This is a genomic window from Serratia quinivorans, from assembly GCF_946227985.1.
Classification (GTDB): domain Bacteria; phylum Pseudomonadota; class Gammaproteobacteria; order Enterobacterales; family Enterobacteriaceae; genus Serratia; species Serratia quinivorans_A.
Window position 1 is genome coordinate 217533 of sequence record NZ_CAMKGL010000002.1, and the last position, 22317, is coordinate 239849.

Below are 22317 nucleotides of genomic sequence, written 5' to 3' on the forward strand. Positions count from 1 at the left end.
CCCGTGAGCGCTCAGCGCTTTTGTGCGTCCGGGCGGGTCATGTCGAAACGGTGCTGTTCCGAGATGCCGTAGTAGGCGCTCGGGCCACCCGCACGCAAAATAGGTTCGGCGGCGGCAGTTTGATAGATGCCGTGTTCGTCCAGCAGCGCGGGATCGATATGCACCGCCACTACTTCCCCCAACACCAGCCAGGTATCCACCTTGTCACCCGCGGCGCTTTGCAATTGAATGCACTGCGACAGGCGGCATTCAAAGTTAACCGGGCTTTCCGCTACGCGTTCGGCCTTCACCCGGCGGCTGGGCAGTGGTGTGACGCCGGCAAAGGCAAATTCATCTTCACCGCGCGCCAGGCTGGCGGAGCTGTTATTCATGGCATTGGCCAGTGGACGCGTCGCCAGATTCCAGACAAATTCCCCGGTTTCGACGATGTTCGCCACGCTGTCTTTCCAGCCGCTGCTGGCGAAGCCGATGATCGGCGGACGGTAATTGAAGCAGTTAAAAAAACTGTAGGGTGCCAGGTTGCGTTGGCCGGTGACGCTGACTGAGGCGATCCAGCCTATCGGGCGCGGGCCGATAATGGCGTTCAGCGGATCGTGCGGCAAACCATGGCCGGCGGCGGGTTCATAGTAATAACGGGACTCACTGCTCATAGGTGGCCTGATATAGGGGAAACAGAGCTAATATTTTGACGTGTTTCCCGCCGCCTGCAAGTTTGCCTTCGCTTTATGGTATCTTACGCGCCAGAAATACCTTTAAGAGAGCCCGTCACGGTGGAAAAAAAGAAAAGCTTCCCGCAGCAGAAAAGCGGACTGCACCCGCGTAACCGTCATCGCTCACGCTATGACTTTCCGGCGCTGATCGCCAGCTGCCCGGCGTTGGAGCCGTTCGTCAAGCCGAACGCCTGGGGTGATATCTCGGTAGATTTTGCCGATCCGGCGGCGGTTAAAATGCTCAACCGTGCGTTGCTGCAACACTTCTATGGTATCGAGCACTGGGATATTCCCGCCGATTACCTGTGCCCGCCAATCCCGGGGCGCGCCGATTACCTGCACCATCTTGCCGATCTGCTGGCAACCAGCAACGAGGGTGAGATCCCGCGCGGCAAGGGCGTGGCGATCCTCGATGTGGGCATTGGTGCCAACTGCATTTATCCGATCGTTGGTTTGCGCGAATACGGCTGGCGTTTTACCGGTTCAGAGATTGACCCGGTGTCGCTCAATTCGGCCAAAATGATCGTCGAAATGAACCCGACGCTGAGAAACAGCGTGCGTCTGCGCCTGCAAAAACAGCCGGAGTTTATCTTTAACGGCATCATCGGTGTGGCTGAGAAGTTTGACGCTACGCTGTGCAACCCGCCATTCCACGGCTCCGAACAGGAAGCGCAGGCCAGCACCCGCCGCAAACTGCACAAGTTGGGCAAGGGCGAAGTGGCCGACAAGCCGGTACAGAACTTTGGCGGCAAGAATAACGAACTCTGGTGTGAAGGCGGCGAAGAAGCCTTCGTGCGTAAAATGGTCGAAGAAAGCGTCAGCAAGGCGCAGAACTGCCTGTGGTTCACTTCTTTGATATCCAAACACACCACCTTGCCGTCGATTTATCACGCGGCGAAGTTGGCCGGAGTGGCCGAAGTGCGCACCATCGAGATGGCGCAGGGGCAAAAGATCAGCCGCTTTGTCGCCTGGACCTTCCATGACGCCGAGCAGCAGGCCGCCTGGGCGGCAGAACGCTGGCGCTAATTTTCCAGACGCCGGTTATTTAGCCGGCGTCAATAATACCTCGCGTTTCCCTTTCAATTTCTTCAAGTTGCGTTATTCTCAATGTCGTTTCCAATAATAAAAACCCTGATTTAATCATTTATTTAAATAATAATAGTCACTTTGCTAAATTGATATATTTACCCCCGGTTAGCGTTATCTGTCTGGAGAATAAGGCCTGCCCGTTTCTCTGGTTGATGCGCGCCTGCGTGTGGGCGCGGCGTGCGTAAAAATAAAATGAGAAGCCGTTGTCCGCTAAATCATCTGCCAGAAGGATTTTTACCCTATGCTGTTACGATTCAGTCAGTTAAATACCCACAGCCGCGCGGAATTGAACGCGATAGAAAATGCCGTTGCCATGATTGTATTTACACCCGATGGCACCGTGCTGCGAGCCAATGATTTATTTCTGCAAACCATGGGATTCCAGCGCCAGGAAGTGATCGGCCAACATCACCGTATTTTTTGCGACTCGCAATATGTCCAGAGTGCGACCTACCGCAAGCACTGGAATAGGTTAAATCAGGGCAAGCCGATTACCGACAATATCAAACGCATTCGCAAAGACGGTGAAGTTGTATGGCTGCAGGGTACCTATACCCCGGTATTGAACAAGCATGGGCGGGTAATGGAGATCGTCAAGATTGCCAGCGTGGTGACCGAGCGCATTACCCAGGCACAGGAACATCAAAGTTTACTGGCAGCGTTAAATCGGTCTATGGCGATGATCACTTTCAACGCACAGGGAAAGATCCTCGACGCTAATGACAATATGTTGAATTTGATGGGTTATCGGCTGGAGGAGGCGCGCGGACAGTCGCATGCGGTGCTCTGCCCGCCAGAATTTGCCGCCTCTGACGATTACCGTCAGCACTGGCAGCGCCTGGCTCGCGGTGAGTTTATTACCGGGCGTTTCGAACGCGTGAACCGACGCGGGGAGCGGGTGTGGCTGGAGGCCAGTTATAACCCAATCCTCGACGAGGAGCAGCGGTTGGTGAAAGTGGTAAAAATCGCTCAGGACATTACCCGGCTGATGATCCAGCAGCAGCACGAGGAAGAGATGGTTCGCAACGCGCACCATCTTTCTTTGGATACCGACAGAACCGCGGCGCAGGGGGCGGTGATCGTGCAGCAGGCGGTGGCGGGAATGCAGCAGGTGGAAGCGACTGCGCGCGATACTTCTGCCGTAGTCAGCGAACTGGGTATCGGTTCGCAGCAAATTGGCACTATGGTGGAGGCGATCCGCAAAATTGCTTCACAAACCAATTTACTGGCAATCAATGCGTCTATTGAGGCCGCGCACGCGGGGGAACACGGGCGCGGTTTTGCCGTGGTCGCCAACGAAGTGCGAACCCTGGCAGAGCAGTCCCGCCAGGCGGCGACAGAAATCGAACGGATTACCAAAGCGATTCAACAGGGCGTGGCGGCGGCTATCGCAGGGATGGCAGTTTGCGTGGAGCAGGCGGGCGGTGGCGTTACTTTGACGCACGACGCCGGTGAGGTGATCAATCAGGTGAATGTGGGTATGCAAGATGTAGTGAAACTGATGCAAACTTTCACGTCGGTTAAACAAGAAGGTGCATTGCACTGATCGCCGCTGCGCTAACCCTGGCAACGGGGTTAGCGCCTTTACCGCTTTACCATTCCCCTGATTGTTTATCTTTGGTTCAAACTCGCCGGTTTGACATTCTGTATGCTGCAACCAAAAGTGAACGAACGTTCGTTCATTTTTGGTTATTTTGAACATCGCTAGCCACATTTCAACCGCGAGGCAGAACCATGGGAAACCGAGAAAAAATTGTTGATGCCGCATTGCATAGCTTTACCCACAAGGGGTTTCACCAGACCAGTATGCGAGATATCGCACTGGCAGCGGGCGTCAGCGTGGGCAATCTTTACAATCATTTTGCCGATAAGGATGATTTGATTGGTGAAATCGCGTTGCTGGAGAATGCGTTTTTCAGCGAGTTTGCCGCACGGTTGACCGCAGGGAAACATCGACCGAAGCAGGCGCTGTCCGACTTTTTCAACGCTTATCACGCTTTTGTGTCTTCACCGGACAGCGTGCAATTGTCGGCAGAGATTGTGGCGGAGGTTGCGCGTAATCCCACCCTGGCGGAGAGATTTGATGCCAACCAGCAGCAACTGATGGATGTACTGGTGCAGGTTATCGTCCTGGCGCAGCAGGCTGACGAGATTGCGGTAGCGTTGGATCCGCGCGAGCTTGCCCAACTGATTCTGGACGTGATTGAAGGCCAGGCCTGGCGGCAGGCGATTTTCCCTCGCAAGGCGTCGACGGTGGCCAATCACTTGCTGGAACAGTTGATTTTCACGCAAGGGTAACGGGGGCAAAATGCTTGATATACAACCTTACCGCGAATCCTGCCGATTACAGACGGCTGCGTTGATTTACTCTGCCTTCGATGACAAATTTCAACGCCAGTACGGGCTGAGCGCACGTCAACAATGGCGGTTGTTTTACTGGCTGTGGAGCTGGAAACAAAGCAACAGTCAGGAACAGAGCTTTGTCGTGAGGCGAGCGGGTAAGGTAGTGGCAGCATTTGGGCTCAAGTCAGCGGGGGGCCTGGGTAATTCTGCGTTAAGGGAACGCCCGTTGCCGATCCTGCGTTTGTGCTGCCGTTACGGCATGCTGAACTTTTGGCGCATGTACCTGCAAATCGTGACGCTTCAGCATGCTCCTGCTGCCGGTGAACTGTATCTCTCCTACCTGGCGGTAGATGAAAAGCAGCGGGGCAAAGGCGTGGGGAAGATGTTGATCCAATGGATAACGGAGTATGCGGCGGCACAGCGTCCTCACCGTTGGCTGCGTTTGCACGTGAGCCAGCAAAATCCCGGCGCACGGCGGCTGTATCAACAATGTGGTTTCAACACCGGTCGGCGGGAGAGACACGCCTCGCTGTGGTTGCTGTTTCGCCAGGCAAACTGGCTGCTCATGGAGAAGCGCATCGGGGAAACACGATGAAAAAAATAGTCGTTTCTTTACTGACACTGTTTGTGGTGGCGTTAGGCTGGGTTCTCTACGTCAATGACTATCAATATGTCACAGAACCGGTTCGGTTGACCGCGGGTGGTAACTCACTTGCCGGTACCCTGGTGCTGCCGAAGAACATGCGGGAAAAGCCGGGCGTGATTGTCTTTGTTCATGGTGATGGCCCTGCCAATGCCAGCCGTGACGAAGCCTACTACAGTATTTGGGAAAGCATGGCTGAGCAGGGCTATGCCGTTTTATCTTTTGATAAACCGGGTATCGGCGGCTCTTCCGGCAATTGGCTGCACCAAACCATGAATGACCGGGCAAAAGAAACGGCGGACATTATTGACTGGGCCAGAAAAGACGGGCGCTTTAACCCGCAGTGTGTCGGGTTGTGGGGCGCAAGCCAGGCGGGTTGGGTGATGCCGGAAGTTGCACGACTGCGGCCCGATATCGCTTTTACGCTGGTGATGTCTCCGGCGATCAACTGGTTAACGCAAGGGCAATATAACACCCGGGCGGAAATGGAGGCTGCAGGTATTGATGAGCAACGAATTCAGGAACGCGAAGCACAGGGGAGACGCGTGCTGTCCCTGTTAAAACAGCCGGACGGTTACGCGCAGTACCGCCGAGAGTACGGTGCTGCGGCGACCTTGAGTGCCGATCGCTGGCGGTTTATTCGAGCCAATATGGCCAGTGATGCCACGGCGGGGTTGAGCCATTACAAAACACCGGTACATCTGATGGTGGGGGGGCGTGACATCAATGTTGACGCGAACGAGACTGAACGCGTTTACCGGCAAGTCATCTCCGCCGATCTGTTGACGGTGATGCGAATCGAGCAGGCTGACCATGCCATGGTCAAACCGCTGTTTGTCCGTTACCCGTCGTTGATCAACATTGTCGGCCTGTTTGCGCCGCGATCGATACAGTATGACGCTTACCTGCAGGACGTGGCGGCGTTCCTTGCCGGCCACCCCTGCACGCCGCGGTGATGATTGTCAGGACGTTTCCGGCTGTGTTCCCGCGTTCGCAGCATAAGAAAGCTGCATGGCCTGTTGTGGCATGGCGATATTGGCCTGGTCAAAATGCATTTTTACCAGGCGATCGAGCGCGTACTGCACCACCCACTGTTTCAACGCCTGGGTGCGTACGGTAACCCGGGTGGTGAAGGAGCGGTCACCCAGCGCGACCACGCCGTTGAATACCGGTTCGCCGACCAGAAAATGTTTCACCTGATCGTCTTGTTTCAATGCCTCAACGGCCTGATGCAGCACTTCATGGACATGATCGATGTCTTCGTCGCGGCTAACGCTGTAATTGGCACGGTAGACGCCAAATTCGCGGGCATAGTTGGCCAGCGTGGTGATCGAAGAAAAGGGAACGATGTGATAAACGCCGTAGTCGTCCCGCAGACCGATTGAACGGATGGTCATGCGTTCCACCGTGCCGGTAATACCACTGACGGTGACATACTCGCCGGTATTCATGCCGTTTTCGAACTGGATGAATACGCCGGTAATCACATCTTTCACCAGCGTTTGCGCCCCAAAGCTGATAGCCAGCCCCAGTGCTCCGGCACCGGCCAGCAGGGGCGCAATGTTAATCCCCACCTGTGACAGTACAATCATGATGGTAATGGTGCTGATCACTATCGCCAGTACGTTGCGAAACAGCGTCAATAAGGTGCGTTCACGCGCGCTCGGACGAATGCCGTTGCTCAGTTCCAATGCCAGGCGGTGTTCGATAATGCTGGCCATTAGCGTCCAGCTGAACACGGCAATCACCACAATCAGCAGGATATGCACCAGCCCGCCAATGATTTTTTCGCCGTTTTCGCTGCCGGCCCACTGGTACAAATTGATCAGATGCCAGGCGTCAAACAGCAGCAGCGTTACCGCCAATACCACTATCACCCGCAGTATTTTCAACCCATTGGGTATATAGGAGTTAATGCGCCGTTCCAGCATCGGGTAGCGCCGGTTGACGTCATCCGGCAGTGAGATACGTCGGAAAATCCAGCGGGTCAGCATGCCGGAAAGTAGGGCACCGAGGCCAACAACGACCAGGCTTTTCACCGTCGCGGTCATCATAAAGCGCAGGCTGTTGCCGATATCAAACTGCGACAGCGCAAATAACACCAGGAAATAGGCGATCGCCAGCAGGTGCCAGACGTGGCCCAGACCGCGCAAAATAATGCTGAAAAACGCCATGGATCGTTCGGCCAGCAGGTTTATTTGCCGTTGTATCGGTTTGCGGTTACGCAAGATAAGCGCCACCGCATATAACGTCAGGGCCAGCATGATGATCAGATTGGCGGCCGCCGCTGCCGGATAGCTGATTTGCGTCGCCACTACCGGCACCACCACCATCAGTCCGTAGCCAATCAGGCCGCTTAGCCAGGCGAGACGCCGGTTCCAGTAGTGGGCGCTGGCATCGCTAAACGGGAAGGGGCGCAGATAATCGAAGCTGGGCGAGAAAATCAGCCGCAGTACCGCCTTGAAGAATTCGATAACCGTAAAGGCGCTAAGAAACAGGGTTTGCAAACGCAGGATGGTCGCGCTGTCGGCATTAACATGGCGAGCAAACAGGTTGCCCGCCGTCAGCGCCAACAGCAGGACCAGCAGATCGACGGCGAAAGCACCGAGTATGGCCGTCGGCCGCTTATACCACGGCCCCTGCTGCAGCTTGGCGCTGTGTCCCCAACTGCCCATGCGTTTGTACAGCGGGCGGATCAGTTGGCGGAACAGATGGAAGATGGTGAAGGTCACCACGACCGTTAGCAGGAAGTAGCCCAGAGCGCGGAAAAAACTGTCGGGATTAAAACTGCGTTTTGGCCCCGAGTCGATCAGCTTTTGCAGCGAGTTTAACCTTTGGTTAACGCTGCTGATGCCCCCTTGTGCCAGATTGCTCAGATTGTCGCTCAGCGACTCTGGCGTTTCTGACGCTTCTGTTTTCGGCGGACTGTTGGCAGATTCATCTGCTGCCTGTCTGAGGTGGCCAATCAGCTCGGCGCGGGCCTTATCGTCTTGCAGAATATCCGCCAGTGCGGCGTAAGAGGCTTTTTGCTGTTGGCTTTGGTCAACGGGAGCGGCTTTCTGCGCGGATTGCGCCATCGCCAATGGGGAAACTGTGCAGGCTATCAGCAGCAGTAACAGGGGGAACCAGCGTTCTCGCAGATGAGAACCTAATCGGGAGTATGCGGTTGCGGGCATTTATCCTCTCTTGGGGCTCTGTAAATCGGCGGATTAAAGACAAATGTTAATAAAAACAAGCAATATAGTAGGAAATGATACGAGGCGGGGAGTGGGAACGCGTGCTAAATAAAAACGGCGGACGCTAAGTACGCCCGCCGTTGAACAGGATAAATCAGGAAACGTGCTGCAGGAACTCTTTCAAACGCGGGCTTGGCGGGTTGTTGATCAACTCGTGAGGGTTGCCGTCCTCCGCAATCCGTCCCTTATCGATAAAGATCAGCCGTGACGCCACTTTTTCGGCAAAGCCGACTTCGTGGGTGACGATCACCATAGTCATGCCTTCTTCCGCCAGATCCTGCATCACCTTCAGCACTTCATGGCGCAGTTCCGGGTCAAGCGCTGAGGTTGGCTCATCGAACAGCATCATTTTCGGCTTCACCGCCAGCGCGCGGGCAATAGCCACGCGCTGTTGCTGACCACCGGAAAGCTCTGACGGATAGTGGTGCGCACGCTCTGCCAGGCCAACTTTGGCCAGCAGGTCACGTGCCAGCTTTTCCGCATCCGACTTTTTCAGTCCGCGCACGCGGATAGGGCCAAAGGCGACGTTTTCCAACGCGGTCAGGTGTGGGAACAGGTAAAACTGTTGGAACACCATGCCGGCTTCCTGACGGATCAACCGATCGTCAACCTTGGGATCGTTAGCTTTCAGACCGTCGACGATCAGATCGCCGCTGGTGATCTCTTCGAGCTTGTTGATACAGCGCAGCAGCGTAGATTTGCCGGAGCCGGAAGGCCCGATAATCACGACCACTTCACCCTGGTTAATCTTCAGGTCGATGTTGTGCAGCACCTGGGTTTGCCCAAAATGCTTGGAGACGTTTTTAAATTCAATCACAGGATTTTCATCCTTCTTTCCAGACGACGCAGCACGAAGCTCAGCACCAGGGTAATAATCAGATAAATAACCGCCACGGCGCTCCAGATTTCCAGCGCGCGGAAGTTACCGGCAATAATCTCCTGGCCCTGACGGGTCAGTTCTGCCACGCCGATCACGATAAACAGCGAGGTGTCTTTAATGCTGATGATCCACTGGTTACCCAGCGGTGGCAGCATGCGGCGCAGCGCCAGCGGCATAATGACATAGCGGATGGTTTCACGGCGTGACAGGCCCAATGCCAGGCCGGCCTCTCGGAAGCCGCTATGAATCGACAGCACGGCACCACGGGTAATTTCCGCAATATAGGCCCCGGAGTTGATCATAATGGTGACCACCGCCGCGCTGAAAGGATCGATGCGTAAATCGCTGAACGCCATCGGCAGGGCGAAATAGATAAACATCACCTGCACCACGATTGGCGTACCGCGGATAACTTCAATGAATACCAGAGCCACGTGGTTGGCGATCCAACCGCCGTAGGTACGGGCAAAGCCGGCAACCAGACCGATAATCAGGCCACCAATCAGACCGAGGACCGAAATCCACAGGGTCATTTTGGCGCCTTCTAACAGGATGGGGATGGCGGGCCAGATGGCGCTCCAGTCGAACTGCATGGTGTTTTCTCCCGGTGTTCCCAAACGTGGGAATCAGATACAACAAAGCGCAGGGGCCAAGACACACCCCTGTGCTCAAGTGAATCAGTGACTGACTTCATCCGTTATTTAGGTTCGGTACCGAACCATTTTTTGTAGATTTCGTTATAGGTACCGTTGTCGCGCAGCGTTTTCAGCGCGCCATTGACCTTCACGCGCAATTCGTCACTGCCTTTCGGGAAGGCGATGCCGTATTGCTGAGCTTCCAGTGAATCACCGACGGTTTTGAACTTGCCTGCACCGGCAGTTTTGATGAAATACAGGATGTTAGGCGTGTCATGCAGCACCGCATCGGCACGCTTGGTACCCAGTTCCATATAGGCGTTATCGATGTTCGGGAACTGACGCAGGTCCTTGGTTTTGATGTGTTGCTTGGCGTAATCAACGGAACCGGTGCCGCTCTTCACCGCCACCACTTTACCGTTCAGATCGTCAATGCCCTTGATGCTGTTGTCGTTGGCATTCACCATCACCAACAGGCCGCTTTTGTAGTAGCCGTCGGAGAATTCGATGGCTTTTTTACGTTCTTCGGTAATGGTGATACCGGCCAGCGCCAGATCGATATTTTTGGTTTGCAGTGCCGGGATAATGCCGCTGAAGTCCATTGGTTTCAGGGTGTAATCCAGTTTCAGTTCTTTGGCGATGGCGGCCCACAGGTCGATATCGAAGCCAACGTATTTATCGCCCTGTTTGAACTCAAAAGGCACGAATGCGGTGTCGGTGGCGACGACCAGTTTGTCTGCTGCGTGGGAGCTTACGGCAAAGGCCAGCGAAAGGGCGGCCAGGGAGACTTTAAAAATTGACTTCATGAGAGGAATTTCCTGTACAGGTTGCGGATTACCCATTTTTTATATTGCAGTTGGTGCCATGAAAGAATCGTGCCATGTTTTCAACTACTATAAAAACAAAGAGTTATGCTGTGATGTTGTGTTTGAAGATCGAATTATTATTTTCATGCACCAAGTTGAGGCACCAAAATGGTGCTTTTGGTCTCCTGTTGGTGCAGGGGCCTATCATTAACCAAATAATGGCGCTGAAACAACCGATAGTTAACCATTTAGCTTCAATACTGATAACTAACTCTAACTTTTGTGCTGCAAGACTGTTGCATTTGGTGCAGGAGTGTTCAGTTTAGGCGGTTCCAGGTATCTATCTACTTAACGCAGCTGGCTGTCTTTGCTGCCGCGGCGGTTATATAAGCTGCTCGCCGCCTGTTTTTTATCCAGCTCGGTTTGGCAGGCCAGACAATAGCGCACGCCTTTTAGCGCTTGCCGACGGGCTAAAGGAATTTCTTCTCCGCATTCCTGGCAATAATGCTCGCTTTCACCCCGGCCCAACGCCTGTCTGGCACGCTGTACGGCGTCATCTACGGTGGAGTCGATTTGATCCTGCACGGCGCCTTCCGCCGCCCATCCGCTTGCCATAGTCACCTCACTTTTGTGATGCTGCCCATTGCCTGTTTTATCTACTATGGGCGGTTTTTTGAGCAATTCAAGCCGTGTAAAAAGAAAAACAGGCCGGGGCGAAAGCCCGCAGCCTGCTGATTCCCGCGATGCGGGCCGTTTTGATCGGTACTATCGGTTTTATTCGATGTTGGACTCGATAAACCACAGGAACTTGTCCAGATCGCGGGATGCGGCGGTGAACATATCCGCGGTATCTTCATCCGCCACTTCAGTAATGGCCTTGCGAATGTCATTGGCCACGGCACCGTAACGATCGGCCAGCGCTTTCAGATGTTCCTGCACGCTGTGGATATTGGTCGGATAGCTTTTCAGCGGGGTCTTATCGTTCACAACCTGCACGGTGCCCAAGGCAACGCCGCCCAACTGTACGATGCGTTCAGCAAAAGTATCCTGATGATCGATGATGGCCGTACGGAACCCGTCCAGCATTTCATGCACGGCAATGAAGTTGGCGCCGCGCATGTTCCAGTGGGCCTGTTTGGTGATCAACGACAGGTCGATAAACTGGATAACCTGCCGGTTTAGCGCCTTGATGGCGTCCAGCTTGGTTTTCTCGTCCATGTCATTGCGCGTGTAAAGCAGCTCAGAAGATTTCGTTTTCACCAGTTTAGCGGTACTCATATCAGATCTCCTCTTGTTGTGGCGTAGTCCTATTTTGGTACGGGATTAATTATAGCAATGATATGAATTTTTTCAGGCCGAAAATGGCTATCAGATAAATAGGGAGTAACGAATTGAAAATGAGAAAAAATAAGAGTAGGTTCAAGCATGTAAGTTTATATTTTGTTTAACACTTTGATTTTTATTGTTTTTTCTTGTTTTCATCTTGCGACTTATTGCGGGTGTAATAATTTATAAATGTAATTTATTACTCTGTTTATTTTTATTTTATTCGGATGCTTCTGGTTTTTAAAATTTAAACCCCCTGTGTTGCAGCTATCATTAGAGCGATGAGAAAGCCGGCCGAATCGACCGGCTCACCGGTCACAGCAACAGGGTGTAATGCATTTTGACCACCGCTTTTTTGATCAGCATCGGTGCGTTTAACTGGCATCCGACCTGATGCGGCTCATGAGGAAAAAATATGGCGTACATGCCGGGGAACATCGTCAGCGTCTGGCGATGACGGATGATGTCCAACAGTTGCAGATCCCGAGCTTCGTCATAGGGTAATTCGCTGTGCCAGTCACCCAGCATGCCGTAATCAATACGTTCTTCGCCGCTGATCAACAGATGTATTTCGGCATATTCTTGATGCAGCTTTGCGCGCCGGGTTTCCGCCAATCCTGTGGTTAGTGACATTACTTCCATAAAAATATTTTCGCCGTCAATCTCATGCCGGCCCAGTGCCAGCTCGGGCAGATCGTATTGACGAAGGGCGGTGAGGGTTTCATTCAGTATCGGTGACAACCCACGGCCATAGCGCGGGTTAAACAGAGTGTTATAAATCACTTTAATTCTCCATGTGTTGAACCCTGCCGGGTTCGGTTCCATAAAACGTGGGGGATATTGCGCGGATAAAGTATGTCCGTTTGCCAGTGTGAAAACAGTTAACCCGCCTGCATTCCGCTTTTGGCAAATGCAGGCGAAGCCGATTTTCAGGACAGCTTTTCGATTTGTGGTTTTGGCCTGATGGTCAGGGTGGCGCCCATGGAAGCTGCGATGATCGCTGCCAGTGCCAGCCATTGCACCGTTGTCAGGTGTTCATTAAGGAACAACATGCCGGACAGTGCCGCCAGTGCCGGCTCCAGGCTCATCAGGGTGCCGAAGGTGCGTGCCGGAATTTTCGGCAATGCGATAATTTCCAGTGAATAGGGTAGCGCCGTAGACAAAATGGCTACTGCCAACGCAATAGGCAGGATGTCGATATTCAGCAACGCGCTGCCGGTTTGCCAGGCACCAATCGGGCAGAATACGACGGCGGCGATCAGGGAACCGACCGCCACGGTGCCGGGGCCGTGGTCACCGCCTGCTTTTTGGCCGCAGATAATATAGACCGCCCAACAGGCACCGGCACCCAACGCACAGGCCGCACCCACGGGATCGATACTGCCCATGTCATGACCCAGTGGCAACAGGAACCATAATCCGGCAATCGCCAATGCGACCCATAGAAAGTCGATCGGGCGGCGTGAAGAGAACATGGCGACCGCCAGCGGCCCGGTGAACTCCAGGGCGACGGCGATGCCCAGCGGCAGGGTGCGCAGAGAAAGATAGAACAGATAATTCATCGCCCCCAGCGTCAGACCGTAGATAAATAGTGGTAGACGGCTGCCGGCGGCGAAACGCATGCGCCACGGGCGGAAGATAATGAACAGGATCAGCGTGCCAATACTCAGGCGCAGCGTGGTGATGCCCTCAGCGCCGACCAGCGGGAACAGGCTTTTAGCCAGCGAGGCGCCGGTTTGAATCGACACCATGGCAATAATAAGCAAACAGATAGGCACCAGCGTGGAAGACGCTTTAGCGGTTGCAGACGAGGACATCCTTAAGAGCCTTTTATGGGGTTCCCACTACCAGGGAAGACTGTCGATATTCGGATGACGGCAGTGTAAATGAAATGAGGTAAATGTGTCTGAGAAAAGCGTTCGCAACGGAGAAAATCGCCAGATTTAGGACGGCCCACTGGGTTTTATGCTCAAAAAGTGCGCTTTTTTTAGGAATCATCTGGATTTTAAATGGGTGATTATTGTCACAGAAACGCGTAGAATATGGCTCGAAAATAGAGCGAAAAGAAGAAGATACACTGTTCTTGAAATCTAATGTTACACGATATAAAGCATTAGACACTCATTTAAAGGCAGAGTTTCACGCTAATTTTTGTTATATTTTCAATGCATGAACAAATGGATTTACTTAAAAATATAACGCGTTTGAGGTGGTTATGAAAAAAATTGCATGTCTTTCCGCAGTAGCAGCCTGTGTATTAGCAGTAACCGCAGGTACCGCATTCGCTGGCCAGAGCACCGTATCCGCAGGCTATGCGCAGGGTGATCTCCAAGGCGTTGCCAACAAAGCCGACGGTTTCAACCTGAAGTACCGTTACGAGTTCGACAACAACCCACTGGGTGTGATCGGTTCCTTTACCCACGTTGAAAAGAACGGTTCTGAGAACGGTTACTACGGTAAAGCTCAGTACAACTCTATCACTGCTGGTCCAGCTTACCGCTTCAACGACTGGGCAAGCATCTACGGTGTGATCGGTGTTGGCTACGGCAAAAACATCGACAATGCTCAAAACGGTACCGACCGTAACGGCAGCAGCGACTACGGCTTCACCTACGGTGCTGGCCTGCAGTTCAACCCAATCCAGGACGTAGCTCTGGATGTGGGTTACGAGCAGAGCCGTATCCGCAGCGTTGACGTTGGCATCTGGAGCGTTGGCGTAGGCTACCGTTTCTAAGATTTCTCCACGCCTACGGGTGTGAGCGTGTGGCGCAATTGGCCGCATCAGATAAAAATCCGCCCTCGGGCGGATTTTTTTTGCCTGTCATTCGGCGCAGGTGACTACTTGCCCAGTTTCTGTGCCGGCTCTGACGAAAATCGTGCGCTGCGGGCATCCCGCTCGTAGCCCTGTGGCTGGGTGAGAATACCGTACAGCGCGGGCCGTCGGCCGTGGATCCAGCGGCGTCCGGTACTGAGCGGGATCAGCGACAGATCCAGTTCGGCCGTGACCATCCGATCTTCCGCCGCCCAGGTTTCCGCCAAAATACGGCCATAGGGGTCGAGGATCATCGCATTGCCGGTGCGAACTTCGTCGTCATCGCGGCCCACACCATTGCTGAACAGAACAAACAGGCCATTATCATGAGCGCGGGCCGGTAGCCAACGCAGTAGCCAGCCGCGACCCTGTTCGCCCCGAAACGCCGCTTCTATCGCTGCCGGATTTTTCTGCCGTTGTTGCCAGATGTCCAGCGGGATTGGCTTCATACCATGCGGGCTGCGGGAATGGGTGCCGCCCGTTTGATGCGGAGCCAGCAGGACTTCAGCCCCCAGCAAAGCGGTCGCCCGCACGTTCTCTACCAGGTTATTGTCCCAGCAGATCAATACTCCCATCCTGACCCCCCATGGGGTGTCAAACACGGTAAAGCTGTCGCCGCTGGCTATCGCCGGGTGTTCAAAGGCGTGCAGTTTACGGTGTACGTGAAGCTTGCCATCGGGCAGGCAAACCGCGTAGGCATTGTAATATTTTCCGTCTTCACCCTGTTCGATAAGCCCGACACCGATTGCCATGTTATAGCGCTCCGCCAGCGGACGAATACGCGCCAGCGAAGGGCTGGTAGCAATCGGCTCCGCCAGTGCGCCAATTTCGCCGGCGCTGAGGTGTCGAACGTGCCAATAGCCGGTAATGCACATCTCCGGGAAGGTCAGCACCTGGATTTGTTCGGCGGCGGCGCGAGCGATAAAGCCCTCGATTACCGACAGGTTGTAATTTTTATCGTTGGCGCGATGCTGGAATTGCACCGTCGCGGCGCGCAGAGAGTTTGTCATAAGGTTACCTTTGGTCGTTGTCTGGCGTTGATTACAGCAAAGCTATTGATTACTGTATAATCAATTAAATTCCTTATTTGATAACCAATCGGAATGGATATTCGACAACTGCGCGCCTTTGTGGTGCTGGCCGAACAGGGCAATTATCGCCTGGCGGCAGAACGGCTGTGTATTACCCAGCCGGCGCTGAGCAAACAGATCCAGGCGCTGGAAGCGCTGCTGGGTGCTCGGTTGTTTAACCGTGGGCGCCAGGGGGCACAGCTCACCGCCGGCGGACAGCGGCTCTACCCCGAGGCACAGGCGCTGGTGGGGCAGCATTTACAGTTTCAACAGCGGGCTTTGAGTATCGTGCAAGGCGAAGCGGGGCGGTTGGCTATCGGGTTCGGGCTGTCCAGTTTTCACCTGGCACCGCAACTGGTTGCCACCTTCCGCCAGCATTTTCCCGAGGTTGCCGTGGGGCTGGAGGACTTGCCTTCGGAGCGACAGTATCAGCTGTTGTTGCAAGGAGAGTTGCAGGTGGGGTTCGTGCGGCTGCCGGTCAGCACACCGCTGCGGGCTAGCGCGCTGCTGAGCGATCGGTTGGTGCTGGCTGCACCCGCTGCGTTGGCGCTGAAGGCGGAAACGATCATCGGGCAATTCAATACCCTGCCGCTGTTGCAGCTGACGCCAAAGCGCGGACGCGGTCTGAGCGAACAGTCGCTGCGTTTTATTGCCGCCCATCAGCTGGTGCCGAATGTGGTGCAACAGGCGGGGGATATCCAGACGCTGTTGGCGCTGGTTGCCGCCGGCATTGGCGTTGCCCTGTTACCGCACAGCGTTACACATATTGTCCCGATGGGTATCGATATTCTGCCGCTCAGTGGTGAACAGACCGAGTGGCAGGTCGGCATTGCCTGGAATCCACAGCAGGCTGATGCGCTGCGGGATAATTTTATTAAGGTTGCGTTGGCTGCAGCGTCGGTGCGTTAACCGCCTGGTTTACAACGGGCAGTGCATCACCAGTATCGGGTTCTGATGGTATTCGCTGCGGTGGCTTTCACTAAAACCGACCTTCTTCGCCAGCGACACTGAAGCTTGGTTTTCCGGCGAAATAATACAGACCGCCTTATCGCCCGGTAAATGGTCTTTCCCCCATGCCAGGGCCGCACGCAACGCTTCGGTGGCATAGCCTTTGCCCTGAGCCGATGTCACTAACGTCCAACCCATCTCCGGGGCATCGAGCGCCGGGGTGATATGCCGCTGGAAGTCAGAAAAGCCGATGCCGCCGAGGTAAGCGCCGCTGATTTTATCGCGTACCGCCCAGTAGCCATAACCTAATAGCGCCCAGTGACCGACGTAACGCATCAGCCGTCCCCAGGAGTCTTCCCTATCTCTTGGCGTGCCACCGATATAGCGCACCACTTCAGGATCGGCCCACATAGCGGCCAATGCGTCAAAGTCGTCCAGCGTATGGGCATCCAGGCGTAAACGTTCGGTAAGCAACTGCGGTGCGACGGTAACAAGGGTCATTATTTTTTCCTGCACAGAGCCAAAGGGGGTCTGTGCAGTATGCCAGAGAAATTACACCGCCAGCCACAGCAACCAGGTGAACAGGAAGCCACTTAGGCCGAGGATAGTGGTCAGCACCGTCCAGGTTTTCAATCCATCGGCGACGGAGAGGCCGAGGTATTTGGTGACGATCCAGAAGCCGGAGTCATTCACATGCGACAGCCCCAATCCGCCGAAGCAGGTGGCGAGGGTGACCAGCACCAACTGTAAATGGTTCAGTCCGCTGACCGCTTCCGAAAGTAACCCTCCGGTTGTCAGGATCGCCACGGTGGCGGACCCTTGTGAGGCACGCAGGGCCAGCGAGATAATAAACGCCGCCGGAATCAACGGCAGGCCAATGGTGGTGAGAACGTCCGCCAATGCCTTGCCTACGCCAGACTCCACCAGCACTTTGCCGAACACGCCACCGGCACCGGTCACCAGGATCACCACGGCGGCAGTGGGCAGCGCGCCGCCCATTACGTCACTGGTGTGTTGCAGGCTCCAGCCGCGGCGAATGGCCAGGAAATAGAACGCCAGCAGCAGGGCGATCATCAGCGCCACCGCAGGGGAACCGACCAACGATAAAGTGTCACGCAGTACCGAACCTGGCTCAAGCAGGGTGGCGGAAACGGTACCTAGCATGATGATCGCGATAGGAATGACGATCAGCGCGGCCACCAGCCCGGCCCCCGGTGGGTTGATACGATCGCTTAACGGCGCTTTGCCTGCAGGAGCCGGCTCGGGGGCCGCCAGCTGCAGCTGCTCCAGCACTTCAATCGATAACGGGTAGGGCTTACGGTTCAGCCATTTGGCCGCGAGGTAGCCGATAACACCGACCGGAATGCAGATAGCCAGGCCGATGATGGTCAGCCAGCCGATGTCGGCGTTCAGTAACCCGGCAGCGGCCACCGGGCCAGGGTGCGGCGGCAGCGCGACGTGTACGGTCAGCATTACGCCGGCCATCGGCAGGCCAAACTTCAGTGGGGAAACTTTGGCCACTTTGGCAAAGCCGTAGATGATCGGTGCCAGAATGATAAAGCCGACGTCGAAGAACACCGGAATACCGAGAATAAACGCGGCGATGGTTAGCGCGGCGATGGTACGTTTTGGCCCTAACGCCTGGCTGAAACGCTGGGCCAGGGACTCCGCCCCGCCGGAATGCTCGATCATTCTGCCGAGCATCGCGCCCAGACCGATAATAATGGTGACTGAGCCCAGCACGCCGCCCATTCCGGCGGTCATCACTTTCATCACCTCACCGGTCGGAATACCGCTGGCCAGCGCCACCAGCAGGCTAACCACCAGCAGGGCGACAAATGGCTGGATCTTGGCCTTGATCACCATCAGCAGAAGCAACACTACGCCTAATGCGGCAATTATCAAAAGCAGGGAAGTCGACATGGGATAGCCTTTAATCGGGTAAGAGTCAGGCACCGCGATCGCCGGCTGGCGATACGGGTGCGTTTAATTTTTATATTGTTGTTGCGCAGGTACGGAGAAGCGGCCTGTTACAGGTAAGGTTTTATCCAACCCAGCCCGGCTCGGGTATTGCCACGCGGTTTGTACTCGCAGCCAATCCAGCCGGTATAACCGAGGCGGTCCAGTTGGGCGAACAGCCACGGATAATTCAGTTCGCCGTCGTCCGGTTCATGGCGTTCTGGTACTGAAGCTATCTGAATATGGGCATAGCGCCCGGCCAGCGCTGCCATCAGACCGCTGATATTGCCGTCGACCAACTGCGCATGGAAAAAATCGAACTGGATAAACACATTCGGGCGATCGACGGCTTCGACCAGTTTTTCTGCCTGATGCTGGCTGGAGAACAGATAGTTGGGTTTTACCTGTGGGCTGAGCGCCTCGATCAGCACCTGGATGCCGTGCTGGGCGAAGCTGTCGGCGGCGTAGCGGATATTGCCGATAAAGGTATCGCGGTAGCGTTGCCAATCTTCGCCGGGCGGAACCACACCGGCCATGACGTGTACGCTGGGGCAGTTGAGCTCGATGGCGTAGGCCAAAGCTCTGTCGATATCGGCACGCGCGGCCTGTTCGCGGCCAGGCACCGCCGCCAACCCCCATTCCCCGGCATCGGCATTGCCGGGGGCGGTATTAAACAGCACCTGCTGCAGGCCGTGGCGGCGCAGCTTTTCCGCCAGCAACCCGGCCGGATAGTCATAGGGGAACAGGAACTCCACTGCGGTGAACCCTTCGGCGGCCGCGGCCTCGAACCGCTCTAGGAACGGCAGTTCGGTAAACAGCATCGATAAATTGGCAGCAAATTTAGGCATGATTCAGCTCCGTAGCTCGGCAATCTCATCATCGGTCAAATAACGAATCGGGCGTTCGCCGAGGGTGAAAATCAGCTTCGCCGCATCCTCCATCTCTTCGGTGTTGTCCGCCGCTGCACGCAGGCTCTTACCTGTAACCACCGGGCCGTGATTGGCCAGCAAAAAAGCACGGTGCGTCGGTGCCAGCGTGGCCAGATCCTCTGCCAGTCGCAAGTCACCGGGGCGATAGTAAGGCACCACCGGCACCTTGCCGACCCGCATCACCACATAAGGGGTGAAGGGTTTGATGGCATTCTCCACGTCCAGCCCCTGCAGGCAGGACAGGGCTGTAAGATAGGTGCAGTGCAGGTGCACCACCGCTTTGCATTCCGGGTTGTTCAGATACAGCGCGCGGTGGAAACTGATCTCTTTTGACGGTTTATCCCCGGACAGCCATTCGCCGCTCAGGCTGACTTTCGACAACCGATCGGCCTGCAGTTCACCCAGACAGGAGCCGGTGGGGGTGGCCAGTAGCGAGCCATCCGCCAATAACAGCGAAAGATTACCGGCAGACCCGGTCGCGTAGCCACGCTGAAAGAACGAGGCTCCCAGACGTACCATTTCTTCACGTGCCTGCTGTTCGGTGGTCAGTGTCATAAGGGGAACTCCGTTTGCGCCCGGGCGAAAAAGTTCTCATCGCCAAAATTGCCCGATTTCAGGGCCAGTGAAATAGATTGATCGATGGCACGCACCCAGGGCACGCCGGGAGAAATGCAGGGGCCAATGTGGAAGCCACAAATACCCAGAGCCTGCGTTACCACGCCGGAGGTTTCGCCGCCGGCGACGATAAAGCGGCTGAATCCACGCTGCTGGAGCCGCTTGGCCACTCCGGCGAACAGCAACTCTACCGCCTGGCTGGCGGCGGCCATACCGTACTGCTGTTGCACCTGCTGCAGTTTTTCCGGCTCTGCGGTGGCGTACAGCAGGGGGGCCAGCGGGGCACTCGCCTGCTGTTGCACCCAGTCGCTCAGCTCGGTGATATAGGCCGTGCGCTCAGCGTCGTCCAGGCACCGCGCCACGTCGACCGCCATAGCGGCGGCCTGCTGACGGTAACGTGCCACCTGTTGATTAGTCATGGTGGAACAGGAACCGGACAACACCACGGCTTTTGCTCCCTGCGGCGCTCCAGCGGCCTGTGGGTTGCCTTGTCCCGGCTGTGCCCATTGGCGTGCCAGGCCAATTGCCAGGCCGGAGCCACCGGTCACCAGTTTCATCTCTTTCAGCGCTGCACCCTGGGTCAGCAAATGCTGTTCATTTAGCGTATCGAGCACGGCGTAACGCAAGCCCTGCTGTGCCAATTGCCGTAGTTTTTCAGCCACCGCCTCGGGGCCACGATCCATTTCTGCGGCGTTCACCAGCCCACAGCGTCCCTGAGCCTGTGCTTCCATCAGCCGCAGCAGGTTACTGTCGGTCATTGGCGTTACCGGGTGGTGGCGCATGCCGGATTCTGCCAGCAACCGATCCGACACGAACAGATAGCCCTGATATACGGTGCGACCGTTGACTGGCAACGCGGGTGAAATCACCGTCTGGTTTTCGCCCAGTGCATGAAGCAGGGCATCGGTCACCGGGCCGATATTGCCCTGCGCGGTGCTGTCGAAGGTCGAACAATATTTGAAGTAAAATTGCCGGCAACCCTGGCGCTGTAGCCAGGCCAGTGCCTGCAACGACTGCTCAATGGCCTGCGCCACCGGGCAGGAGCGTGACTTCAGGCTGATAACCACCGCCTGCGCTTCGACCGGCATATCATCCTGCGGCACGCCGTTCAACTGCACCGTCGGCAGGCCGTTTTCTACCAGAAAGCTGGCAATATCGGTGGCTCCGGTAAAATCATCTGCAATGACGCCGAGCAGCATTATGCGTTCTCCTTCTTTTGCGGCAGGCTGATACCGGCGAAGATCTTGATCACCGCACTGTCGTCCTCTTTACCGAAACCGGCGTTGCTGGCGGCGGTGAACATATTGAAGGCGGTTGAGGCCAGCGGCAGTGGGAAATGCAGCGCTTTGGCAGTATCCGCTACCAACCCCAGATCCTTCACGAAGATATCAACCGCCGATTTAGGCGCATAGTCACCGTCGACCACGTGGCGCATGCGGTTCTCGAACATCCATGAGTTACCGGCAGCGTGGGTGACGACATCGTACATCACGTCCAGCGGAATACCGGCACGGGCGGCCAGCGCCATGGCCTCGGCCCCGGCGGCGATATGTACCCCGGCCAGCAGTTGGTGGATGATTTTCACCGTAGCCCCCAGACCAATTTCTTCGCCAATGCGATAGACCTTGCCGGCAATGGCGTCCAGCACCGGTTGCAACTGCCGGAAAGTGGATTCGGCACCGGAGGCCATCACCGTCATCTGGCCCTCGGCAGCTTTGGCTGCGCCACCGGAAACCGGGGCGTCCAACATGTTCAGGCCCAAGGCCAGCAGCTGTTGTTCGATCTGCTTGGCATCGGCCGCGGAAATGGTAGAAGACACCATCACCGGCGTATTTGGCTTCAGTTTCGCGGCCAGGCCGTTGTCACCAAACAGGATCTGTTTCACTTGGGCTGCGTTGACCACCAGCAGCAGCAAGGCATCGAGTTCGGTTGCAAAGTCGTCTGCACGGGTAGCCGCCTGTTTTGCTCCGGCCTGTTGCAAGGTGGCCAGCGCCTGCGGGTTAAGATCGACACCGTAAGTGGTCAGCCCGGCATTAATGCACGACTTCGCCGCTCCCATGCCCATTGAACCTAATCCTACGATGCAAACTGCATAATTCGCGGGCTGTGTCATAGCGCACCTCATGTTAATTTTAGTGATAATTTGTTTTGTTGTGTTAAATATAAGCGCTTTGTCGTGTGCTATCAGCGATCGCTGTCACAATTATTAACAGTGAATGGATAAGGTTCACATCAGCCAATAATATGAGTTTTGTTTTATCTGGTTGTTTTAAAATATTAAAATTAAATAATCGATAATATGAGCGACTTCACGGC

The 22317-nt window shown here is 55.4% G+C and carries 23 protein-coding genes; 7 read left to right on the top strand and 16 right to left on the bottom strand.

What is annotated here, in order from left to right; all coding sequences use genetic code 11:
* Positions 1 to 11: 11 nt before the first annotated feature.
* Positions 12 to 650 (bottom strand): flavin reductase family protein, encoded by a 639-nt coding sequence (locus tag OCH02_RS09650; protein ID WP_261431026.1) that lies wholly within the window; start codon positions 648 to 650, stop codon positions 12 to 14.
* 120 nt (positions 651 to 770) lie between these two features.
* Between OCH02_RS09650 and rlmF the strand changes: the two genes are divergently transcribed.
* The 5 genes from rlmF (at position 771) to OCH02_RS09675 (ending at position 5741) form a co-directional block, all read left to right on the top strand.
* Entirely contained in the window at positions 771 to 1736 is a 966-nt protein-coding gene (rlmF, locus tag OCH02_RS09655; protein ID WP_261431027.1) for a 23S rRNA (adenine(1618)-N(6))-methyltransferase RlmF, read from the top strand.
* 304 nt (positions 1737 to 2040) lie between these two features.
* A complete protein-coding gene (locus tag OCH02_RS09660; RefSeq protein WP_261431028.1) occupies positions 2041 to 3345 on the top strand; it encodes a PAS domain S-box protein in 1305 nt (434 codons plus the stop codon).
* A 188-nt stretch (positions 3346 to 3533) separates the two neighbouring features.
* The gene (locus OCH02_RS09665) at positions 3534 to 4097 is read left to right on the top strand and encodes a TetR/AcrR family transcriptional regulator (protein ID WP_261431029.1); all 564 of its coding nucleotides are present in this window, start codon (positions 3534 to 3536) and stop codon (positions 4095 to 4097) included.
* Between the two features lie 10 nt (positions 4098 to 4107).
* The gene (locus OCH02_RS09670) at positions 4108 to 4737 is read left to right on the top strand and encodes a GNAT family N-acetyltransferase (RefSeq protein WP_261431031.1); all 630 of its coding nucleotides are present in this window, start codon (positions 4108 to 4110) and stop codon (positions 4735 to 4737) included.
* Positions 4734 to 5741, top strand: coding sequence for an alpha/beta hydrolase family protein (locus tag OCH02_RS09675; RefSeq protein ID WP_261431033.1), 1008 nt, complete (start codon positions 4734 to 4736; stop codon positions 5739 to 5741). The genes OCH02_RS09670 and OCH02_RS09675 overlap by 4 nt, the downstream gene beginning before the upstream one ends.
* A gap of 6 nt (positions 5742 to 5747) precedes the next feature.
* Here the strand turns inward: OCH02_RS09675 and ybiO are convergent, their stop codons facing one another.
* The 8 genes from ybiO to rhtA all read right to left on the bottom strand — a co-directional run bounded on the left by ybiO (position 5748) and on the right by rhtA (position 13485).
* Positions 5748 to 7961: a mechanosensitive channel protein gene (gene ybiO, locus OCH02_RS09680; RefSeq protein WP_261431034.1), complete on the bottom strand. Its 2214-nt coding sequence runs from the start codon at positions 7959 to 7961 to the stop codon at positions 5748 to 5750.
* 154 nt (positions 7962 to 8115) lie between these two features.
* Entirely contained in the window at positions 8116 to 8838 is a 723-nt protein-coding gene (gene glnQ / locus OCH02_RS09685; RefSeq protein ID WP_012005910.1) for a glutamine ABC transporter ATP-binding protein GlnQ, read from the bottom strand.
* Complete coding sequence (gene glnP, locus OCH02_RS09690) at positions 8835 to 9494, bottom strand: glutamine ABC transporter permease GlnP (RefSeq protein ID WP_012005911.1); 660 nt, start codon at positions 9492 to 9494, stop codon at positions 8835 to 8837. The genes glnQ and glnP overlap by 4 nt, the downstream gene beginning before the upstream one ends.
* Positions 9495 to 9598: 104 nt before the next feature.
* A complete protein-coding gene (glnH, locus tag OCH02_RS09695; protein WP_046374121.1) occupies positions 9599 to 10342 on the bottom strand; it encodes a glutamine ABC transporter substrate-binding protein GlnH in 744 nt (247 codons plus the stop codon).
* A 348-nt stretch (positions 10343 to 10690) separates the two neighbouring features.
* Positions 10691 to 10957, bottom strand: coding sequence for a DksA/TraR family C4-type zinc finger protein (locus OCH02_RS09700; protein ID WP_012005913.1), 267 nt, complete (start codon positions 10955 to 10957; stop codon positions 10691 to 10693).
* Positions 10958 to 11116: 159 nt separating this feature from the next.
* Positions 11117 to 11620, bottom strand: a complete 504-nt coding sequence (dps, locus tag OCH02_RS09705; RefSeq protein ID WP_012005914.1) for a DNA starvation/stationary phase protection protein Dps — start codon at positions 11618 to 11620, stop codon at positions 11117 to 11119.
* Positions 11621 to 11983: 363 nt separating this feature from the next.
* Positions 11984 to 12451, bottom strand: a complete 468-nt coding sequence (gene nanQ, locus OCH02_RS09710; RefSeq protein WP_261431035.1) for an N-acetylneuraminate anomerase — start codon at positions 12449 to 12451, stop codon at positions 11984 to 11986.
* A gap of 146 nt (positions 12452 to 12597) precedes the next feature.
* On the bottom strand, positions 12598 to 13485 hold the full coding sequence (rhtA, locus tag OCH02_RS09715; protein ID WP_261431037.1) for a threonine/homoserine exporter RhtA: 888 nt from the start codon (positions 13483 to 13485) through the stop codon (positions 12598 to 12600).
* A gap of 398 nt (positions 13486 to 13883) precedes the next feature.
* Between rhtA and ompX the strand changes: the two genes are divergently transcribed.
* A complete protein-coding gene (gene ompX / locus OCH02_RS09720) occupies positions 13884 to 14402 on the top strand; it encodes an outer membrane protein OmpX (RefSeq protein ID WP_135315736.1) in 519 nt (172 codons plus the stop codon).
* Between the two features lie 104 nt (positions 14403 to 14506).
* Here the strand turns inward: ompX and OCH02_RS09725 are convergent, their stop codons facing one another.
* The gene (locus OCH02_RS09725) at positions 14507 to 15490 is read right to left on the bottom strand and encodes a nitrilase family protein (protein WP_261431038.1); all 984 of its coding nucleotides are present in this window, start codon (positions 15488 to 15490) and stop codon (positions 14507 to 14509) included.
* Positions 15491 to 15583: 93 nt separating this feature from the next.
* On the opposite strand from OCH02_RS09725, the gene OCH02_RS09730 reads away from it, so the two are divergent.
* Complete coding sequence (locus OCH02_RS09730) at positions 15584 to 16459, top strand: LysR family transcriptional regulator (RefSeq protein ID WP_261431039.1); 876 nt, start codon at positions 15584 to 15586, stop codon at positions 16457 to 16459.
* A 9-nt stretch (positions 16460 to 16468) separates the two neighbouring features.
* Here the strand turns inward: OCH02_RS09730 and OCH02_RS09735 are convergent, their stop codons facing one another.
* The 6 genes from OCH02_RS09735 to ltnD form a co-directional block, all read right to left on the bottom strand.
* Complete coding sequence (locus tag OCH02_RS09735) at positions 16469 to 16999, bottom strand: GNAT family N-acetyltransferase (protein WP_261431040.1); 531 nt, start codon at positions 16997 to 16999, stop codon at positions 16469 to 16471.
* 51 nt (positions 17000 to 17050) lie between these two features.
* On the bottom strand, positions 17051 to 18421 hold the full coding sequence (locus OCH02_RS09740) for a GntP family transporter (RefSeq protein WP_261431041.1): 1371 nt from the start codon (positions 18419 to 18421) through the stop codon (positions 17051 to 17053).
* 107 nt (positions 18422 to 18528) lie between these two features.
* Positions 18529 to 19305 carry a 2-oxo-tetronate isomerase gene (gene otnI, locus OCH02_RS09745; protein ID WP_261431043.1) on the bottom strand — a complete coding sequence of 259 codons (777 nt, stop codon included), beginning with the start codon at positions 19303 to 19305 and terminating at the stop codon, positions 18529 to 18531.
* A gap of 3 nt (positions 19306 to 19308) precedes the next feature.
* On the bottom strand, positions 19309 to 19941 hold the full coding sequence (gene otnC, locus OCH02_RS09750) for a 3-oxo-tetronate 4-phosphate decarboxylase (protein ID WP_261431044.1): 633 nt from the start codon (positions 19939 to 19941) through the stop codon (positions 19309 to 19311).
* Complete coding sequence (otnK, locus tag OCH02_RS09755) at positions 19938 to 21200, bottom strand: 3-oxo-tetronate kinase (RefSeq protein ID WP_315899179.1); 1263 nt, start codon at positions 21198 to 21200, stop codon at positions 19938 to 19940. Before otnK ends, otnC begins: the two co-directional genes overlap by 4 nt.
* On the bottom strand, positions 21200 to 22114 hold the full coding sequence (ltnD, locus tag OCH02_RS09760; RefSeq protein ID WP_261431045.1) for an L-threonate dehydrogenase: 915 nt from the start codon (positions 22112 to 22114) through the stop codon (positions 21200 to 21202). Before ltnD ends, otnK begins: the two co-directional genes overlap by 1 nt.
* Positions 22115 to 22317: the final 203 nt, after the last annotated feature.

What these genes read in the sequence shown, in the direction of transcription:
- OCH02_RS09650 (WP_261431026.1), bottom strand. Translation starts at nt 650, where the DNA reads ATGAGCAGTGAGTCCCGTTATTACTATGAACCCGCCGCCGGCCATGGT.
- ompX (WP_135315736.1), top strand. Translation starts at nt 13,884, where the DNA reads ATGAAAAAAATTGCATGTCTTTCCGCAGTAGCAGCCTGTGTATTAGCA.
- otnI (WP_261431043.1), bottom strand. Translation starts at nt 19,305, where the DNA reads ATGCCTAAATTTGCTGCCAATTTATCGATGCTGTTTACCGAACTGCCG.
- OCH02_RS09735 (WP_261431040.1), bottom strand. Translation starts at nt 16,999, where the DNA reads ATGACCCTTGTTACCGTCGCACCGCAGTTGCTTACCGAACGTTTACGC.
- ltnD (WP_261431045.1), bottom strand. Translation starts at nt 22,114, where the DNA reads ATGACACAGCCCGCGAATTATGCAGTTTGCATCGTAGGATTAGGTTCA.
- dps (WP_012005914.1), bottom strand. Translation starts at nt 11,620, where the DNA reads ATGAGTACCGCTAAACTGGTGAAAACGAAATCTTCTGAGCTGCTTTAC.
- otnK (WP_315899179.1), bottom strand. Translation starts at nt 21,200, where the DNA reads ATGCTGCTCGGCGTCATTGCAGATGATTTTACCGGAGCCACCGATATT.
- rhtA (WP_261431037.1), bottom strand. Translation starts at nt 13,485, where the DNA reads ATGTCCTCGTCTGCAACCGCTAAAGCGTCTTCCACGCTGGTGCCTATC.
- OCH02_RS09665 (WP_261431029.1), top strand. Translation starts at nt 3,534, where the DNA reads ATGGGAAACCGAGAAAAAATTGTTGATGCCGCATTGCATAGCTTTACC.
- OCH02_RS09730 (WP_261431039.1), top strand. Translation starts at nt 15,584, where the DNA reads ATGGATATTCGACAACTGCGCGCCTTTGTGGTGCTGGCCGAACAGGGC.
- OCH02_RS09740 (WP_261431041.1), bottom strand. Translation starts at nt 18,421, where the DNA reads ATGTCGACTTCCCTGCTTTTGATAATTGCCGCATTAGGCGTAGTGTTG.
- OCH02_RS09660 (WP_261431028.1), top strand. Translation starts at nt 2,041, where the DNA reads ATGCTGTTACGATTCAGTCAGTTAAATACCCACAGCCGCGCGGAATTG.
- OCH02_RS09670 (WP_261431031.1), top strand. Translation starts at nt 4,108, where the DNA reads ATGCTTGATATACAACCTTACCGCGAATCCTGCCGATTACAGACGGCT.
- otnC (WP_261431044.1), bottom strand. Translation starts at nt 19,941, where the DNA reads ATGACACTGACCACCGAACAGCAGGCACGTGAAGAAATGGTACGTCTG.
- OCH02_RS09725 (WP_261431038.1), bottom strand. Translation starts at nt 15,490, where the DNA reads ATGACAAACTCTCTGCGCGCCGCGACGGTGCAATTCCAGCATCGCGCC.
- glnH (WP_046374121.1), bottom strand. Translation starts at nt 10,342, where the DNA reads ATGAAGTCAATTTTTAAAGTCTCCCTGGCCGCCCTTTCGCTGGCCTTT.
- OCH02_RS09675 (WP_261431033.1), top strand. Translation starts at nt 4,734, where the DNA reads ATGAAAAAAATAGTCGTTTCTTTACTGACACTGTTTGTGGTGGCGTTA.
- OCH02_RS09700 (WP_012005913.1), bottom strand. Translation starts at nt 10,957, where the DNA reads ATGGCAAGCGGATGGGCGGCGGAAGGCGCCGTGCAGGATCAAATCGAC.
- ybiO (WP_261431034.1), bottom strand. Translation starts at nt 7,961, where the DNA reads ATGCCCGCAACCGCATACTCCCGATTAGGTTCTCATCTGCGAGAACGC.
- glnP (WP_012005911.1), bottom strand. Translation starts at nt 9,494, where the DNA reads ATGCAGTTCGACTGGAGCGCCATCTGGCCCGCCATCCCCATCCTGTTA.